Source organism: Endozoicomonas sp. ALE010 (assembly GCF_049310165.1).
In the GTDB taxonomy this organism is placed as follows: Bacteria; Pseudomonadota; Gammaproteobacteria; order Pseudomonadales; family Endozoicomonadaceae; genus Endozoicomonas.
The window spans coordinates 1-17,868 of sequence record NZ_JBLYNV010000016.1 but is presented as its reverse complement, the minus strand read 5'-3'; the positions used below and the strand labels follow the sequence as shown (position 1 = coordinate 17,868).

The 17,868-nt window shown below is 49.1% G+C and carries 14 protein-coding genes; 7 read left to right on the top strand and 7 right to left on the bottom strand.

Annotated features, from left to right (window positions below):
• Positions 1-260: 260 nt before the first annotated feature.
• Both ACO6UY_RS09065 and glnA read right to left on the bottom strand, forming a co-directional pair.
• Positions 261-821 carry a DUF4124 domain-containing protein gene (locus tag ACO6UY_RS09065; RefSeq protein ID WP_422449925.1) on the bottom strand — a complete coding sequence of 187 codons (561 nt, stop codon included), beginning with the start codon at positions 819-821 and terminating at the stop codon, positions 261-263.
• Positions 822-1,077: 256 nt separating this feature from the next.
• On the bottom strand, positions 1,078-2,481 hold the full coding sequence (gene glnA / locus ACO6UY_RS09060) for a glutamate--ammonia ligase (protein ID WP_101746446.1): 1,404 nt from the start codon (positions 2,479-2,481) through the stop codon (positions 1,078-1,080).
• 675 nt (positions 2,482-3,156) lie between these two features.
• On the opposite strand from glnA, the gene thiI reads away from it, so the two are divergent.
• The 4 genes from thiI (at position 3,157) to ACO6UY_RS09040 (ending at position 9,015) form a co-directional block, all read left to right on the top strand.
• Positions 3,157-4,614, top strand: a complete 1,458-nt coding sequence (gene thiI / locus ACO6UY_RS09055) for a tRNA uracil 4-sulfurtransferase ThiI (protein ID WP_422449924.1) — start codon at positions 3,157-3,159, stop codon at positions 4,612-4,614.
• Positions 4,615-4,697: 83 nt separating this feature from the next.
• Positions 4,698-5,201 (top strand): dihydrofolate reductase, encoded by a 504-nt coding sequence (locus ACO6UY_RS09050; protein ID WP_422449923.1) that lies wholly within the window; start codon positions 4,698-4,700, stop codon positions 5,199-5,201.
• 244 nt (positions 5,202-5,445) lie between these two features.
• A complete protein-coding gene (locus ACO6UY_RS09045) occupies positions 5,446-8,205 on the top strand; it encodes a hypothetical protein (RefSeq protein WP_422449922.1) in 2,760 nt (919 codons plus the stop codon).
• A 126-nt stretch (positions 8,206-8,331) separates the two neighbouring features.
• The gene (locus ACO6UY_RS09040) at positions 8,332-9,015 is read left to right on the top strand and encodes a DUF2057 family protein (protein WP_422449921.1); all 684 of its coding nucleotides are present in this window, start codon (positions 8,332-8,334) and stop codon (positions 9,013-9,015) included.
• 273 nt (positions 9,016-9,288) lie between these two features.
• On the opposite strand, the gene argA is transcribed toward ACO6UY_RS09040, so the two are convergent.
• The 4 genes from argA to ACO6UY_RS09020 form a co-directional block, all read right to left on the bottom strand.
• The gene (gene argA / locus ACO6UY_RS09035; protein WP_422450545.1) at positions 9,289-10,656 is read right to left on the bottom strand and encodes an amino-acid N-acetyltransferase; all 1,368 of its coding nucleotides are present in this window, start codon (positions 10,654-10,656) and stop codon (positions 9,289-9,291) included.
• Positions 10,657-10,750: 94 nt separating this feature from the next.
• Positions 10,751-11,905 carry an acetylornithine deacetylase gene (gene argE, locus ACO6UY_RS09030; RefSeq protein ID WP_422449920.1) on the bottom strand — a complete coding sequence of 385 codons (1,155 nt, stop codon included), beginning with the start codon at positions 11,903-11,905 and terminating at the stop codon, positions 10,751-10,753.
• An 84-nt stretch (positions 11,906-11,989) separates the two neighbouring features.
• Positions 11,990-13,261, bottom strand: coding sequence for an inorganic phosphate transporter (locus ACO6UY_RS09025; protein WP_422449919.1), 1,272 nt, complete (start codon positions 13,259-13,261; stop codon positions 11,990-11,992).
• Between the two features lie 19 nt (positions 13,262-13,280).
• Positions 13,281-13,961, bottom strand: a complete 681-nt coding sequence (locus ACO6UY_RS09020) for a TIGR00153 family protein (protein ID WP_101746454.1) — start codon at positions 13,959-13,961, stop codon at positions 13,281-13,283.
• Between the two features lie 169 nt (positions 13,962-14,130).
• Here ACO6UY_RS09020 and ACO6UY_RS09015 point away from each other — a divergent pair, with 169 nt between their 5' ends.
• The 3 genes from ACO6UY_RS09015 (at position 14,131) to ACO6UY_RS09005 (ending at position 16,960) form a co-directional block, all read left to right on the top strand.
• Positions 14,131-14,583 (top strand): inorganic triphosphatase, encoded by a 453-nt coding sequence (locus ACO6UY_RS09015; protein WP_422460644.1) that lies wholly within the window; start codon positions 14,131-14,133, stop codon positions 14,581-14,583.
• Positions 14,584-14,614: 31 nt separating this feature from the next.
• Positions 14,615-16,354 carry a GspE/PulE family protein gene (locus ACO6UY_RS09010; RefSeq protein ID WP_422450544.1) on the top strand — a complete coding sequence of 580 codons (1,740 nt, stop codon included), beginning with the start codon at positions 14,615-14,617 and terminating at the stop codon, positions 16,352-16,354.
• A gap of 69 nt (positions 16,355-16,423) precedes the next feature.
• Positions 16,424-16,960 carry a hypothetical protein gene (locus ACO6UY_RS09005; RefSeq protein WP_422460646.1) on the top strand — a complete coding sequence of 179 codons (537 nt, stop codon included), beginning with the start codon at positions 16,424-16,426 and terminating at the stop codon, positions 16,958-16,960.
• A gap of 100 nt (positions 16,961-17,060) precedes the next feature.
• Here ACO6UY_RS09005 and ACO6UY_RS09000 read toward each other — a convergent pair whose 3' ends face one another.
• Entirely contained in the window at positions 17,061-17,735 is a 675-nt protein-coding gene (locus ACO6UY_RS09000) for a hypothetical protein (RefSeq protein WP_422489688.1), read from the bottom strand.
• Positions 17,736-17,868: the final 133 nt, after the last annotated feature.

Sequence of the window (17,868 nt, the reverse complement as noted above, 5' to 3'; positions counted from 1 at the left end):
CCACCCTTGATGGCAAGCCAGACTTTTTACCGTGAAACTTCCAACCTGCCTGATATTTCATCTATTCGGGCCATATCAGTACGTACCATCGAAAAGATGCTCAAACGTTAATTCCAACTTGCCAGCTTCAATTGCACCATAATAGTGCATTAATATAATCAGAGCACCAGGTTTATGGAGATTAAACTAGCAAAACTATGGGCTGGTCTGAAAGTGTGGGGGAAAGCCTATAGCTCACTCTCCCCTTTTTGGTGCAGCCGTCAGGAGGCAGGAGGGTTTATAGATACTGCGGGCGTGAATAAGATTCGATGGACATGGATCGTATTGCTGGACGACTGAATGACTTTGGCCTGGTTATCAATGATCTCCACGACAAGGTTGTGGGTACCACGATCCACATTCTCAAGTTCAAAGGTTAAATTTCGCTTGGGGCCCGCCACCACCTTTCCATCAAGCAGCAGGCGAACTTTGTGACCATCAATGATTTTGGGTGCTGTGACAATTTTTACCGTGAAATTTCCCTGGTTACGCACCGTGGCATTATTGGCTGGCTCTATAATCTGCAGTCTGCCGTAGGGCTTCTTGCTCACTTTTTGAGCAGGTTTTGGTAATTCAGGCTTATTCTCCGGTGCTGGAGACATTGGCGTAATCGGGCGTAACTTGACCTCCTCACTGGGCTGATCCGCAGGTCGGGAGTCAGTAAAGATCACATTTCCGTCCTGATCCACTGTTTTGTAAATCGTGCCAAACGCAAAGTTCACTGATACCAGGGGCAGAATCACCGCCAGAAAAGACCAAACCATTGCCTTTTTTATATTCATGAGCCTCTTGCCTTAGTGAAGTCATATCCGGCTTATATCGTGTTGAGCACTGGTTAGCTTAATAGTTACCAAGACTTTTTAACAGGTAGTAACGGGGAAAACGCATGCTGGTTATTTCCCGGTAATGGCCCCTGTGTACGTCTGCCGCCTACATCCATTCAGTCGTGCATTTACAGGGTTCATCAGAAAGAGAAAAGCCAGAACTTTCGCTCTGGCTTGAGGTTAAACGACAGCTTATCCGGTCTGCAAAAACGGTTTAGACAGAATAATACAGATCAAACTCTACCGGGTGAGTTGTCTGGCTAACGGCAAGACACTCTTCCTTCTTGAGTTCAATGTAACCATCGATCATGTCGTCTGTGAATACGCCACCGGCCGTCAGGAACTCACGGTCAGCGTCCAGGGCAGCCAGGGATTCTTCAAAGCTGGCAGAAACCGTTGGGATCTCGGCCGCTTCTTCTGGTGGCAGATCGTACAGATCCTTATCAGCCGCATCGCCAGGATGGATCTTGTTCTTGATCCCGTCCAGACCGGCCATCATCAGGGCCGCAAAGGCCAGGTATGGGTTGGCAGTGGGGTCAGGGAAACGTACTTCAATACGACGGGCCTTAGGGCTGTTCACGTAGGGAATACGGATAGAAGCAGAGCGGTTACGGGCCGAGTAAGCCAGCATAACCGGAGCCTCAAAGCCCGGGATCAGACGCTTGTAGGAGTTGGTAGAAGCGTTGGCAAAGGCATTGATGGCCTTGGCATGCTTGATTACACCACCGATGTAGTACAGGGCTTCTTCAGACAGGCCTGCATAGCCGTCACCAGCAAACAGGTTCTCGCCGTTCTTGGACAGAGACATGTGAACGTGCATACCGGAGCCGTTGTCGCCTACCAGTGGCTTCGGCATAAAGGTAGCGGTCTTGCCATAGGCATGAGCAACGTTATGCACTGCGTACTTCAGAATCTGAACTTCGTCAGCTTTCTTTACCAGGGTGTTGAACTTGACACCGATTTCACACTGACCAGCAGTACCTACTTCGTGGTGATGAACTTCAACGTCCAGACCCTGGGCTTCCATGGCATCACACATGGCGGCACGCAGGTCGTGCAGGGAGTCAACCGGTGGTACCGGGAAGTAACCGCCCTTCACTTTTGGACGATGACCGATGTTGCCGCCTTCAAATTTGGCGTTGGAAGACCATGCCGCTTCTTCTGAGTTCACTTCGTAAGAAGCACCGGAGATATCAACGCTCCACTTAACGTCGTCAAACACAAAGAACTCTGGCTCAGGACCAAAGAACGCAGTGTCGGCAATGCCGGTAGACTTCAGGTACTCTTCGGCACGCTTGGCAACAGAGCGTGGGTCACGCTCATAACCCTGCATGGTGGATGGCTCCACGATGTCACAGCGCAGGTTAAGGGTGGTGGCTTCAGTGAATGGATCGATGACAGCCGTGCTGTCATCTGGCATCAGAATCATGTCGGATTCGTTAATGCCCTTCCAGCCAGCGATAGAGGAACCGTCGAACATTTTGCCGACTTCGAAGAATTCGTCGTCTATTTCACCAATGGGAATCGATACGTGCTGCTCTTTACCCTTGGTATCGGTGAAACGCAGATCAACCCACTTAACGTCATGTTCCTTAATCAGGCTAAGAGTCTTCGACATTTATTATTTCCCCTCTGGAGGACAAAAAAACCGGACAAACACCGCACTGGCAACCAGATCAGGCGGTTTACTGATCAATCTCTTTGCTGTCTCATCAACGAGCAGCCAGGAGATTCGTTTGCTGGACCATGAGCAATAGCTATGCCACATTTTGCAACTTGATCAGATGGGATGGACAAAAACAGTGCTTTTCAGTGGAACATCTGAAAAAAGGCAAACATTGAGCAAAAAGAGACCGGGAAACAGCCAGATACCAGACCGGTTCACACAGTTTTTGCTTGCCTTATCCTCCTCAGGCTGCTCAAAGTACACATGTTCACGGCTCTCACGCACCTGAACAATGCAAGGCACCTCAAGATCCGGAAAAAGCCCGCCCGATACGGTGCAGAGAAAACCATAAGCGCACCAAATAAGTGCAAACAGCTTTTACTACACCCATCTGACCAAACAGCGGCTGACAGTGTAACCCCTTTGACAGGGGATTTGCAGCATTACTTACCGGCATAGAGACAAATACCAATTACGATCCATATAAGCCGGTTTCCCGGGGTCATCCTGCAACGTGCTACAAGGGTGCCAGAGCTCTCGGTTATTCGGTATAATGCGCCGTTAACGAATGGTTAAGTTATCCGTCCTACCCGCCTTGACTACCCAGCCCACAAGGTCTCCTGATCCATGAAGTTCATCATCAAACTGTTTCCGGAAATCACCATTAAAAGTGCCCCGGTAAGAAAACGCTTTATTAAAATGCTGCGTAAAAATATTCGCACCATTCTCAAGCGTGTGGATGAGAATATCGATGTCTGCGGTGTATGGGATCATATAGAAGTCACGACCAGTAGCAATGATCAGATCCTGATGGCAGAGGTCGGTGACCTGTTAAGCCATATCCCGGGCATAGCCTACTGGCTACAGGTGGCGGAGCACAAGCTGGTCAGCCTGGACGATGTTCTGGAAAAAGCCGTTGAGGCTCACTCAGAAACACTGGCGGGCAAAACATTCTGCGTTCGCTGTAACCGGACCGGCAAGCACGATTTCCAGTCCATTGAGGTAGAGCGATTTGTCGGTGGCGGCCTTATCCAGCAGACCGAAGCCAAAGGGGTCAGCCTGAAAAATCCTGAAATAACGGTTCGTATTGATATCAAGAATGACCGCTATTTTATGACCAAGAAGCGGGGAGCAGGTCTGGGTGGCTATCCCCTCGGGTCTCAGGAGCCGGTTCTCTCGCTGATTTCCGGCGGTTTTGACTCTACGGTGTCGAGCTTCCTGACCATGAAGCGCGGTATCCGCACTCACTTCTGCTTCTTCAACCTGGGTGGGCATGCCCACGAGCTGGCAGTAAAAGAGGTGGCTTTCTACCTGTGGAACCGCTTTGGTTCTTCTCGCCAGGTTAAGTTCGTTACCGTACCTTTTGAAGGGGTTGTCGAAGAAATACTGACCAAAGTGGACAACGCCCAGATGGGCGTTATTCTCAAGCGAATGATGCTCAGGGCCGCCACTAAGGTGGCTAAAGAGATGGAGATGGCGGCACTGGTCACCGGCGAAGCCATTGGTCAGGTTTCCAGCCAGACACTGCCTAACCTGGCAGTGATTGACTCGGTAACCGATGCCCTGGTGCTCCGGCCTCTGATTACCATGGATAAGCAGGCAATCATCGATATATCCATACAAATCGGTACTGAAGAATTCGTTCGTAATATTCCGGAATACTGCGCAGTGATCTCGAAAAACCCCACCACCCGGGCCAGGGTAGAGAGAATTGTGGCAGAAGAGGAGCGGGTCAACTTCGATGTACTCGAACATGCTATTCAAAGCCGGAGAACGGTCTCTATCCACGACATCATTGCGGATGACCTGACCCGGGAAGAAGTTGAGGTGGTTAGTGAAGTACATCAGGGTGAAGTGATTATCGATATTCGTCACCCCACTGAAGAAGAGATAAAGCCATTTACCATGCCCGGACGCGAGGTGGTGATCATTCCCTTCTATCAGCTGCGCACACGCTTCCCGGAGCTGGACAACAATCGACATTACCTGCTCTACTGCGAAAGGGGTGTAATGAGTCAGCTGCATGCTATGCACCTTCGGGAAGAAGGGCATGAGAATGTTGGCGTATTTAACCCGAAGCCGTAAATTTTCTACCGGGAAGACACAGCGATTTACACGCGTTGTCTTTGTGGTTCACAGCTGTATGGTTCAAAAAAGGAGTAACATGGATGAAACTGGCCCTGATCGCTGCGGTGGCAGACAATAACGCCATTGGCATCAATAATAAAATGCCCTGGTATCTGCCGGGAGATCTGCGCTATTTCAAAGCGGTTACCATGGGAAAGCCTGTGATCATGGGCCGGAAAACCTTTGACTCACTGGGCAAGCCTCTGCCAGGCAGAACCAATATCGTCATTACCCGGGATCAAAACTGGCACCATGAGGGCGTCAGCGTAGTGCACAGCCTGGATGATGGGATTGCCCTGGCGGAGGCGGCTAACCTGATCAACGGTAACGAAGAAATCATGGTCATTGGTGGCGAACAGATCTATCGACAGGCGATTGATCAGGCTGACCGGCTTTACCTGACCCGGGTGTATCAAAGTTTTGACGGTGATGCCTTTTTCCCGGACATCAACCCGCAGGAGTGGCGGGAAATCTCCCGGGAAGACACCCAATCAGAAGATGAGCAGCCACTGACTTACAGTTACCTGGTGCTCGACAGGACCTGAATATCAGCACCTGTCGTTTTTCCTCTTCCCCCCTTGGTATATGCCACATTTCCTGCCGCTTCAGATGCAGGAAATGCACTTTTCTCCAATTCTGATTGTCTATAGTTAGTTGAACAGCTTGTCATGTTGCATGGAAAAGTTGTCTGTTTTCTATATTGTTCGCTGGGCAGGCAATGCATCATTTTTACAAATGATCAATAAGTCAATTCAAGCCTTTAATAAGGGTTACCTTAGGGAATGAGGAATGCCCCGGATACCATCTACAGATCATATTTCTTCGCACCACGCAGGATACCCGCCATCCGAACCCGGTAAAGGTCAACACGCCACGGATACCCGGGAAATAAAATCGGTTGAGACCACCATTCAAGCGGCTGAGCATATTGAATCCAGGCACTGGCATAACCGTTTAATCTCTTTCTGTAAGGAAAAAATAAATCGCTTTATTCACCCTGCCCCCTCAATGACAGTGAGTGATCTGGTTGATGATCTGACCAAATACAATCCAGAGAACCCACAGAAGGTACTTGCTGCATTAAAACTGCATGCTGGCCACATCAAGCTGCATCGATCAGAAGATGGCAGACTGGGTATTTCGGATGGAAATATCGCTATCAGCACAGAAACGATGGAAGCTGTCGTCAAATCCATTCAACTCAGCAGCATGGATATGGCCTATGAGTATTTACGTAAAGGTAAAACACCACCTGATGGCTTCCTGCAGCAAGTACTACTGACGCATATCCATAGAAAAATTCGCCTGGCAATGCAGTATGAAAAAACCTCCGGCTTACCCGTCATGCAGCAACAACTTCAGGGAAGAGAGCAATATGGAGTGCATCCTGAACAACAATATGAATATATTAAAAACTTATTAATAAAGGTTGGCATAAAAGATGAAAAAACGTTCACTTTTGAACGAATGCTTGAGTTTAAAAAAGAGTTACGAAACAACCTGGTTCTGCCCATTGAAGAACAAAAATCAGCAACCGGCAATAAAGTAAAAAGTATTGACAGTGCAGCCCTCGATCATCAGCAGCCGCCACTTCCTCAGCTACCTGAGCCGAAGAAAACAGGTCATTTTATCGAGAAAGAAGACAGTAAACATATTCAACGACTGGCTTCAGGAGAACGTTTTTTTGCAAATATACACCTTAAAGATATTGGCAACAGAATAAAGAGAAATATCTTACGCAATAAACGAAACCAGATTTACAATTTCTTTATTTTACTTACTGGAGCCATCCTCACTGCTATTTTCCCACCTGCTGGAATTGCCATTGGTATTGCCGTTGCTGTCGGACTGATCACTGACCTGGGTTACATCGCTTTCTGGTCTTCCAGTACCGAACTCTGGCGCAGGGTCAGGATGGTCAGAGGACTTAAACAAATAAAAAAATACGCTGACTTTGACTATACCAACTTTGATAAGTCAAACGACAAGAAAAGAAAAAAGCTCATCAACAAACTTCGTTATCGATGCACTCATAAAACCTTTTCACAGATATACAACGCTTATGCCGATCTCGAAAAACAGGCAATAAAACTCAAAACAATGGCAGAAAAGGAACAGAAGACACTGGCAGAGTCTATTGCTTTAGAGAATGAGAAAGCACTGTACTTTGAGCGAAGAAAAAAACTGAAAGCCAATTTATTTTACTTTGACAAGCTTATCGAGAATGTCGTGATCAGCCGCACCATTCTTGAAAACCGGCATATAAAGGATCTGGAAGACCTGTGGAATTCAAAATTTAAAGATATGCCTCCTGAAAAAAGAGAAGAACTGTTCAAGAGTGTCACCACAAACAGAAAGTTAACCATTCACGGCTACCAGATAAAAACCAATGAAAAAAAATGGATGCAGCAAATCATTCCTCACTGGATGAATCCTGCCCGGCACACAGCGAGCCAACCGGATTCTGACAATGTGGGAATTGAGCCTAAACAAGAATCTGCGGCCTTTAAATCAGCCGGGATTTTGAAAAGCATGATTCAGGATTTTTTCTATACCCAAGTCAAAGGAACCTTATATAAAAACCTGGTAAAAATTTTCAAAATAGCTGGAAAAAGAGGAAGCACCATCAATTTAACCCCTGTCGCTCCAAAGATTACTTTGAGTGGAGTCTTGTGCTATGTGGCTTTCTTTTTTACGGATATGGCTGCCGATCATGCAAATACCAAAGTTAATAAAAAGAGAATGGCAAAGATTATTAAAAAGCAGCCTGATTATACCAGACAACTGTTTGGCAAACGGCTAAGAACAGGGCGCGAGGAAGTTGGTACGCTACGCTCACTGGCCAAACAGGAATTGGAGCCAATGGTTGATCATTTACTCCAGTCGATAAAATCAATGGAAGACATTGGCAACAGTCTGGAAGAAGCCAGACAGCGAAGTGAACTACTCAACAAAGGGCCGTATGAGTCAATGAGTGATGAAGAAGCCGCGATAGTTATCCTTAAACATGCCGCCTTACAACAGTTGCTTGATCAGGAAATTAACAGTGCATTCGGTACATTCTATCGTGTTGTTCAGGAAAAAAGCGCCAACTGGAACAAACAAATAGCCAAAACACTGATTGGTAATAGTGTACGGGTTGTTACTACTGTATCCGAAGGCCAGGAACGCAGATATACTCCAGGGGCTGACCGGGTGAGAGAATCAGCGGATCAGCATGCTCACAATAAACATCAGCGTTTATCATCAGAGGATTTCTTGCACTCTATCCGAAACCAACCCTGTGGCCGTCTGATTATCCGGTTTCGTACAGGAGAAATATCAGAAGGCCTGGCACTCAAGGAAATCAGAGAACTCGATAGTCTGGACGAACTGCTTGACTTAAGAACCTGGATTGAAAAAGCACAAAGAGAAGGAAGTTACCAGAAGCACGAAGAGACTCTCAGGCTGTTCCACAGCATTATTACTTATGTTATTGGCAGCAAATATAACTCTTCTCAATCCCCTCAACACCCAATTGGCAACCAGCGCCCGATTGATCCGGTTTAGCCGTGTCCTGGCCATCGATAGCGCCGCTGCCCACAGTTCAAGCCCACAACTTCGGAAAGCAACAATACGAACCGGTAGTTGTACCAACCTATAATCGATAGATTGTCTATAGGAGAACACTGCCTTATGTTTGTACGTCGTCTGTTGGGTGCACTGTTGGTATCCACTCTGGCCATGCCGGTTATTGCTGACAATACACTGGTACTGCCTGAGAAAACAAAGCTGCTGGTTCTTGATGGTAAAGATGCCGATCATCTGGGCAGCAAGAAGGACCTCTCTCTTGGCAACGGCCGTCATCAGTTGGTATTTCAGCTGAAAACGCTGGTGAGGGACGGTGGTGATACCAAAATGTTTACCACCAGCCCGTATATCATGACGTTTGACCTGTCTGGTGATCAGGCCTACACCATTAATGCCCCGAGACTGAAAACAGCAAGGGATACCGATAAACTGTCACAGTCGCCAAAGGCCCAATTCTCAATTACCAATGCCAAAGGTCAGGCGATTCCCTTTGAGTTCAGCGTGCTTAATAAATCCGGGCTGTTAATCGGCGGAGACACGTTGGAGGATATCCAGAAGTTTAACCTGTCTGACAGCCCGGCGGCTGTTCGGGCAATGGCCGGAACCGTTTATATTGCTAACCCGCAAGGTGTCTCATATCAGGTTGCTCAACCTTCTGTCATGCCAGCACCGGCAATGGCTCAGCCAATGAGTGAAAGCATGCTGCAGTATTGGTACAACCAGGCGGATGAAACAACCCGTGAACGATTCCTTCAGTGGGTTTCTGACAGTAAAAAAACCGGGAAGTAGCCTGCTCGTTTGCAGTTAACCCAGGAGGTTGTCCGAGAATAGACTGCCCTACGCGACTACTGCTCCTGCGTTGCTCTAGCACACCATTTCAATGAGTTTGATGTGTACAATCTCCGTTCACCCAGAGCGGAGTCGAAGGGTGATTGGCACAGTCTTTATTCAGGGTGTGGTGTTTACGCCCTTCGACTCCGCTCAGGACGAACGGGGCTTGGGAGTCATTGATAGAAGGAACCCATTAATTACAATTGTCGCCGGGACGGGCAGTATTCTCGATCAGCCTCCTATCGTTTTCATAAGAACCTTTGACTGCCTTTTGGGGTTATATTTTGCTTTAAGCTCTGCCGGCAAATCATCACAGGCAACTTCAGCAAATTCCCGCTCAATAAACCAATGGGTAGTCTGGGTGGTCATGACGTAGATTTCGTTCATGCCCTGTTCTTCTGCCAACGCTTCAATATGGGCGAGCAAACGATCACCGCGCTGTGCACTGCGATATTCAGGATGGACCACAACACAGGCCAGTTCTGCAGCACTGGTACCATTTTCATAGTACGGATGAAGAGCAGCACAGCCGATGATCATGCCGTCCAGCAACACGACACTGAACAGCTTTATTTCCCGTTCCAATTCTTTTCGGGAGCGACGGCGCAATATGCCTTTTTCCTCGAAAGGACGGATCAGTTCAAGAATACCGCCCACATCCTCAATGGTTGCACCACGGACTTCTTCATAGTGATCTCTGGAAATCAGCGTACCGGCCCCATCACGGGTAAACAGCTCCATCAGCAGTGATCCATCATCCTGATAGCTGATAATCTGGGCCCGTTCGACACCATCGGAGCAAGCGGTCACGGCGGAGGACAGTAGTCGCCTGGATTCACCAGTCTGCGACTCAAGTTCTTTAATGGCTTCATGGGGAGAAATTCTATTGATCAGATTCCCCAGGTGATCAAAAATCCCCTGCTGCTCAGCGTAAAGTATCAATTTTTCAGCTTGCAGACTGATGGCAGTGCGGGTAGCCACTTCCTCTGCTTCAATATTGAAAATCTCTCCGGTGGGGGAAAGCCCGAGACAGGAGAGTAACACCACATAACCACTGTCTAGCAGATGATCGATGGCCTGGCTGTCTATCCTCCGAACTTCGCCCGTATGCTTAAAATCGATACCATCAAGCACACCCAGGGGTTTGGCGGTCACAAAGTTACCACTGACAACACGAATCCTGGCACCATGCATGGGCGAGTTCACCAGTCCCACCGAGAACCTTGATTCAATCAGGGCTCGCATATTTCCTGCAGCATCTTTGACACACTCAAGGCTCTGCCTGTCAGTGACCCGTCGTTCATTATGCACTCTGCCATTGCCAGCCCCGCCTTGATGAATCACTGTTTTAATGCCACGTTCCCGTAAACGCTCATCAATCTGAGGGCGGGCACCGTGTACCAGCACAAGGCGGACACCCAGGCTGCTCATCAGTGCAATATCACTGATGATATTACCAAGGTTGGGGTGAGCCAGCGTTTCACCACTAAGCATGATCACAAAGGTTTTCCCCCTGTGGGCATGAATATAGGGTGATGATTGACGGAAAAACTTCACGTACTTTTCTGCGCTGTCTGCTGAATTTTCCTTTTTTTTCACGCAAGCCACACTTGTTTATCCATGACACACTCTATTAAAGGCCGTCCTGAGTATCACATGCTCAGGTTATAAGAACATCGTGCAGTACTTCTCTTCAAGATAAGCAGTACTGTCTGATCAATGACTGCAAAATAGCAATCATTGGCTTTATCCGTTCCTGCGAGAGGTATTCATCTGGCTGGTGTGCCTGATCAATATCACCTGGTCCCAATACCACGGTATCCATACCCAGTCGGCTAAAGAATGGAGCCTCAGTAGCAAAGGCTGCGACTTCTGCCTGATGCCCTGTCAGCTTTTCACAGGCAGCCACCAGATCCGAATTCTCAGGACCGGCAAAAGCTTCAATAGCCGGTGTAATTGCTTCGAGTGAGATCTCAACCTGATCCGCTTCAGCAATTGGCAAAAGCCTCTGACGAATTTGCTGCCGCAGTTGTTCGCTGTCCATCCCCGGCAGCATACGAATATCGAAGTCCAGCTGGCACTGCCCACAAATCCGGTTAGGGTTGTCGCCACCATGAATGCAACCCAGGTTCAAGGTAGGGGTCGGAATGGTAAAGCCAGGGTTCTGATAACGCTCGGCCAGTTCGGCGCGAAACTGCATCAAGTCAGTGATCACCTTGTGGGCTGTCTCCATGGCATTACGGCCCAGTGCCGGATTACTGGAATGGCCGGATTGCCCGAGAATCTGAATACGCTCCATCATAATGCCTTTGTGCATATGAATAGGTCGCATCCCGGTAGGTTCTCCCACCACAGCATACCGCGCTTTTGGTCGACCAAGTTCCGCCAGGGCACGAGCACCATTCATTGAGGACTCTTCATCCGCCGTGGCCAGAATGATCAGTGGTGCTTTCAGTGGCGTGTCCAGATACCCCCGAACCGCTTCCATGACCAGGGCAAAGAAGCCTTTCATATCGCAGACGCCCAATCCATAAAACCGGCCATCTCTTTCTTCCAGGGCAAACGGTGAACTTTTCCACAGGCTGTCATTGTAAGGAACCGTATCCGTATGCCCGGCCAGTACCAAACCTCCCGGGCCACTGCCAAGAGTTGCAATCAGGTTCGCCTTGTGAGGAGCCCCGGGCAGGGGTTGAATCTCGCATTGAAACCCCATCGCTTCCAACCACACCGCCAACTCATTGATAACCGGCAGGTTACTCATATCCAGATCAGGAAGGGTTGAGCTGACAGAAGGTATCTCGATCAATCTTGAAAGTGCATGCTGAAATGTTGGCTGCTGACTGCTCATAACCCTGATTATCACCGTCTAATGAAGGGAGTCTCTTAAGATGATAAACAGGGCAGGCCTTATTGGAAACTAATTCAAGGTTTGCTAGCCAAAAATCAACTTGAGGCAGTGGAAGAAAATAATCGCCAGAATCGCTCCTGCTGGCAGCGTGACCAGCCAGGACATAAAGATGGTGCTGATAACGCGGAGGTTCAAAGCGCCGATCCCCCTGGCCAGTCCCACGCCAAGAACTGCACCAACCAGCGTATGGGTTGTGGAGATTGGCAAGCCAGTGCCGGAGGCCATCACCACCGTAGAAGCGGCCGCAAGCTCTGCGGCAAAACCCCGGCTGGGTGTCAGCTCGGTGATATGAGAACCTATGGTAGCCATGACCTTATAGCCCCAGGTCGCCAGCCCTGCCACAATACCTACAGCACCCACCAGCAGAACCCAGGGCGGAACGGAAGACTTGCCGACAATTTCACCACCACTGATCACCACACTGACAACCGCTGCCAATGGCCCCACCGCATTGGCCACATCGTTGGAACCATGGGCAAAGGCCATGGAACAGGCGGTAAAAATCATCATAACCCCAAAGACTTTCTCCACACTGGAGAAATGAAACGACATATCCGCCTGAATATCTTCCTTTATTTTTGCCAGCGCCATCTGGCCAATAAACATTATGACCAAGCCGATAATCAGTGAGAGCACAGTGCTTTCGGTATAATCCAGCGGCAAGCCAATATGCTTGAGGCCCTTGATCAGCGTCACCATCGACATCATGAAGCCAACCAGAAACATATAAAGGGGCATATAGCGCTTGGCGTTTCTGAAGGGATTTTCAGTATCCAGAATCAGCTTCTGCACGCTGACAAAAATCAGGAAGGCGAACAGCCCTGACATCAGGGGAGAAACAACCCAGCTGCCAACAATGGCTGCCACTTTTCCCCAGCTGACGGTGTCGGCAGAGATACCAACAGCCGCAAAACCGACAATGGCCCCAACAATAGAATGGGTAGTGGACACCGGCCAGCCGTAGTGTGTAGCGATCAGTAACCAGGTGCCCGCAGCCAGCAGCGAAGCCAGCATGCCATATACCAGCAGATTGGGGTTCCCAGCCAGCAGGGGTAAGGATGGATCAATAATCCCCTTGCGTATGGTTTCAGTGACCGACCCGCCTGCCAGATAAGCACCGGTGAACTCCAGCAGGATAGCGATACAAATAGCCTGTTTAACCGTCAGGGCTCCCGAACCAACCGACGTCCCCATGGCATTGGCAACATCGTTGGCCCCAACCCCCCAGGCCATAAAAAACCCAAACAGGCAGGCCAGGATAAGGAAAACTGTGCCATATTCAGCGATAATACTCATCAGTCTGCATCCGGTTCAGTTAACGGGCCAGCAACAACTGGAGGTAACTACCAACACGGGAAGCCCGATCCGCAAGATCGCCCACCCACTCGATAATCTGATACAGAAACATGACGTCAACCGGTGGCAGCGTTTGCTCAAGATCAAACAGCATACGGCGTATTTTTACCTGGTCCCTGTCAGTTTCGCTCTCAATGTTGTCCAGCTCTTCAACCATTTTTTCCACCAGATCAACTTCCCGCCCCTGAAAACCCGTTTCCAGAAGCTCGTCCAGCTCATGAATGGCTTTCAATGCCTGTGCAGTTGTGGCAATTGAAAGGCGCACATAGGTAATGAATGCTTCGTGCATGGATTCAGGAATAACCATCTTTCTTCCTAACACAAGGCCTGCGATGTCCTTGGCACGGTTAGCCACTTTATCCTGAACGGTCACGATTTCCAGCAGATCGGTACGGGGAACGGGGAGAAAAAGGCTTTTGGGAAGTGACCGGCGGATACTTCGCTTGATGACATCCGCTTCGTGCTCAAATTTGGTGATTGTCTGCTGAACCTCACACGCCGTCTCCCACTCTTCGGCAAACACTGCCTGAAAGAATGGCTCCAGCTGTAACGCACATTTGTGAACAGTGGTAATGTGCTTTTGAATAGGTCCTATTGGTGAGCGGCCGAAAACACTCGCCAGTATGTTGCTGGTAGGCATTTTTCAAATCCATCCGGTTGAACGCCTGATTATAGAAGGCCGTTTCAATTCCTGCACATATGCGCATCAGCTGGCGCGCGCAGCACAGAGTGCCTTTACCCGTGAACCTATGATTTTTATATAATTTCTCCGTCCGATAGAATTTGACAACCGCATTGTGGATAAGAAAATGAGCCAGGAAACCGAATTAAAGCTGTCTGTGCCTGCCGATCAGATTGAGCCGCTGAAAAGTCACCCATTCTGGCAGGAGCATGCAGTACAGCCATCAGAAACCCTTCACCTTGGGAATACCTACTTTGATACCCGGGACCTGAGACTCAACCAGGCCAGGGTGGCTTTGCGGATTCGTGAAGTTAACGGGCAATATATCCAAACTCTGAAAACCCGGGGAGAAAGCATCAATGGCCTGACCCGTCGGGGCGAATGGGAGTGGCCGCTGCGCACCAATAAACTGGACGGGCAGGTTTTGACGCCTGTCTGGCCCGCCGAGCTCAGTGATATATCGATAGAGCAGCTCAAACCTCTATTTACTGAAACAATAAATCCATTTGTCCCCACGCCGAAAAAAAAGAGAGAATATAAGGCAATTCCAGCTGCAAACGGTATTTCACGTGAACAATAATAAAGCAGATGGCCTGCAACACAGGGAACAAATGCTGGATCTGGCAATGGTTGTGTCTGACCTGGTCAGAAGCAAGCATATCGAGCAGGCAACCGCTGATGATATCCTCAGCCGCCCGCGCACACCGGAACAAGTCCGTCTGCACCCCCTGGAATACCTGGCTGAGCTGGAGCTGGAGGATCTTTGTCATCCGGGTAACAAGCTGGATATTGAGCGCCTGTGTCAGTGGCTCGCCGAACTGGCCGGTCAGGATTACTTCCACATCGATCCTCTCAAGATTGATGCTACGGCCATTACCCCCATCATGTCCCATGCCTTTGCCATGCGACACCAGATCCTTGCGGTTGAGGTGACCAGCACTGAGATAGTGGTGGCCTCTGCCCAGCCATGGCATCGAATCTGGGAAGACAATCTGCGCCATGTGAATCGCCGGGAAATCCGGCGGGTTGTCGCCAATCCAACCGATATCCGACGTTATACCGTCGAGTTCTATCGTCTGGCCCGGTCAGTGATGGGAGCCAGCTCGGAGGCCGGTGTCACTTCTGCCTCGCTCAATAGCTTTGAACAGATGCTGGAGCTGGGCAGCATGAAGGCTCCGGATGCCAACGACCAGCATATCGTCAACATTGTTGACTGGCTGCTCCAATACGCTTTTGAACAAAGAGCCAGCGATATCCACATTGAGCCCCGCCGGGAACAATGCAATCTCCGGTTTCGAATTGATGGTGTACTCCACTCGATTTATCAGATGCCAGTCAAAGTCGCCGCAGCAATGACCAGCCGCCTGAAAATTCTTGGCCGCATGAATGTTGCCGAAAAGCGCAAGCCGCAGGATGGACGATTGAAAACCCGTAACGCCGATGGCTATGAGGTCGAACTGCGCTTGTCCACATTACCTACCGCATTTGGTGAGAAATTGGTGATGCGGATTTTTGACCCGGAAGTGCTGGTCAAATCATTCAGCGATATGGGGTTTTCCAGAGAAGATGAACGGCGCTGGAAAGCCATGTCAGGCCAGCCCAACGGTATCATTCTGGTGACTGGTCCCACGGGCTCTGGTAAAACCACCACGCTTTACTCAACACTGAAGCAGCTGGCCACGGATCAGGTGAATGTCTGTACTATCGAAGACCCTATTGAAATGGTGGAGCCTGCCTTCAACCAGATGCAGGTGCAACACAACATCGACCTGACCTTTGCCTCAGGGCTTCGGGCACTGTTAAGGCAAGATCCTGACATCATTATGGTGGGTGAGATCCGTGATCTTGAAACCGCCGAGATGGCAATTCAGGCCGCTCTGACCGGGCATTTAGTCATTTCTACCCTGCACACCAATGATGCGCCCTCTGCCCTGACCCGTTTGCTTGAGCTTGGTGTCCCCCCTTATCTTATTAAAAACACCGTGCTCGGTGTTATGGCACAACGTCTGGTCAGAACCCTCTGCCCGAATTGCAAAGCGAAAGCACCGCTGGACACCAGTGGCTGGAAAGCCCTGACAAACCCCTGGCCCGCATCGGCACCCTCAGAAGTCTATCAGCCTGTTGGTTGCCTCGATTGCCGTGAAACGGGTTATCGTGGGCGTGCCGGCCTTTATGAGATTTTAACCATGAGCCCTCAGGTTAAAGATATGGTTAATGAAAATCCTGACATTACACTGCTCAGCCAACAATGTATCAAGGAAGGCATGTATAGCCTGAGACAATCAGGTGCACAGAAAGTTGCCGCTGGAATGACCACCATAGAAGAAGTGATGCGGGTCACTCCCGAGTGAGCCCGGCAGCAATGTCAGGAAATGGCTTGCAGGAAAAAAATAACAAATCATAAATTCAGGGCCTTTGATATGAAGAAATACGCCTTTCTTTTACCGCTGTTGATCTTTCCAGCGCTGATCAACGCAAGCAGTAATAAGTCAACAGCTATTTACTCCGATAAGCATGGCCAGAAAATGATCGTCACAGAGGAGTCCGATTCATTTGCCAGACAGATAACGGCAAACACGCCCGGCAAGGGCCGTAAACAGGCACTGGAGAACTATATCAACAGCCTGCTAAAGGCACACGCTGTCTATAGCCAGCACGAAAGCCATGAAAAACCCACGCTGGTCTATCAAATTCAAGCCAATCAGGAAGGAACCATTGTTGCTACCCGCAGTGAACAGGGCAGATACGGAGTACAAATAGGTAACAGAAGCTTACCGGTATACGGCATTCATTATGATCTTGAATCCGATTGCTCATGGCAGGAGCAGCTTTGCTGGGTACTTTATCCTTCTTCCCATCAGCAAAAAGAACGATGGTTGGAAATTGCTTATGCTCCCCATGTCATTGGAGAGTTAACTGAGGGTGTTAGCTTGCTGATACGGAATCTTCAGAAGTAATCATTGAGCCTGTAAATAAATTCTGCAGTATCCATTGTTCAATCTCTGCTGACCAACAAAGTCCTTCGCGAGATTCGGGGTAGTTTGTGAAATATCCGGGTTAAGGAGCAACAAGCTTCATGGGTTGGTAATATCGGAAGTCCAGGGCTCTATCCCGATGGGTATACAATTCTTTCATCAGCTCCCTGCCACACAAAATTTGTATCCCCATCGCCATACTGTCATAGGGCACTCCGGATTCAGTGACCGCAGCCACGTGGCAGGTATGGCATATTTGGCCACCCTTCCAGAGTTGGATGGACACCTTGCTGAAATAACCATTTTGCCGGATATCAATTTTGTCCGGTTGCTTTTGCCTGAGTTGGTTCATCACCTGCTCTAACGTTCTGCGTGCGTTTGCTCTGTTGCCAGTAGTATCGAAAAAATGCAAATTGGCAGTCTTGGCTCCCCCTTTTGATAAATCAACCATAAACCTGATTGCCTTTCTGGCATGAGGATTTGCGAACGCTCGCTGCCCGAGCAGCATTTCAGCAATTATGTGCCAGTCAGAATAGCTTTTATCGTAATTTGAGTGATAGAACTCGCCTGAAGCTTCCAGAGCAACAACGTGCAAAAATTTTTCCAGTTCCTTGTTGCGGTCCTCTTTGGTTAACCCTTTTTCAGTTTCACCCGGCGCTTCGTCAGACTCTACGGCCCGGCAATCGTCTTCGTCATTATCACCGCTGGCAGCTGCCACTGGCGTGTTGGCAGATTGCCCATTGTCAGAGCCATCCATTTTGGCAAGTAATGAGACAAACTCTTGCGAACAGTAGCCGAGCAGTAATTCCCGATGAATCCTGAAGCACTACAGCCACGAGAGATACAGAAGAGGTAAAAAAATCATGCCCGCACAATTCTTCGACTAAAAT

Bases quoted from the DNA above. Each gene is read 5' to 3' on its own strand.
- ACO6UY_RS09005 (WP_422460646.1), top strand. From the start codon at position 16,424: ATGAAGAAATACGCCTTTCTTTTACCGCTGTTGATCTTTCCAGCGCTG.
- ACO6UY_RS09025 (WP_422449919.1), bottom strand. From the start codon at position 13,261: ATGAGTATTATCGCTGAATATGGCACAGTTTTCCTTATCCTGGCCTGC.
- glnA (WP_101746446.1), bottom strand. From the start codon at position 2,481: ATGTCGAAGACTCTTAGCCTGATTAAGGAACATGACGTTAAGTGGGTT.
- argE (WP_422449920.1), bottom strand. From the start codon at position 11,905: ATGAGCAGTCAGCAGCCAACATTTCAGCATGCACTTTCAAGATTGATC.
- thiI (WP_422449924.1), top strand. From the start codon at position 3,157: ATGAAGTTCATCATCAAACTGTTTCCGGAAATCACCATTAAAAGTGCC.
- ACO6UY_RS09020 (WP_101746454.1), bottom strand. From the start codon at position 13,961: ATGCCTACCAGCAACATACTGGCGAGTGTTTTCGGCCGCTCACCAATA.
- ACO6UY_RS09045 (WP_422449922.1), top strand. From the start codon at position 5,446: ATGCCCCGGATACCATCTACAGATCATATTTCTTCGCACCACGCAGGA.
- ACO6UY_RS09000 (WP_422489688.1), bottom strand. From the start codon at position 17,735: ATGGATGGCTCTGACAATGGGCAATCTGCCAACACGCCAGTGGCAGCT.
- ACO6UY_RS09010 (WP_422450544.1), top strand. From the start codon at position 14,615: ATGCTGGATCTGGCAATGGTTGTGTCTGACCTGGTCAGAAGCAAGCAT.
- ACO6UY_RS09015 (WP_422460644.1), top strand. From the start codon at position 14,131: ATGAGCCAGGAAACCGAATTAAAGCTGTCTGTGCCTGCCGATCAGATT.
- ACO6UY_RS09065 (WP_422449925.1), bottom strand. From the start codon at position 821: ATGAATATAAAAAAGGCAATGGTTTGGTCTTTTCTGGCGGTGATTCTG.
- ACO6UY_RS09040 (WP_422449921.1), top strand. From the start codon at position 8,332: ATGTTTGTACGTCGTCTGTTGGGTGCACTGTTGGTATCCACTCTGGCC.
- ACO6UY_RS09050 (WP_422449923.1), top strand. From the start codon at position 4,698: ATGAAACTGGCCCTGATCGCTGCGGTGGCAGACAATAACGCCATTGGC.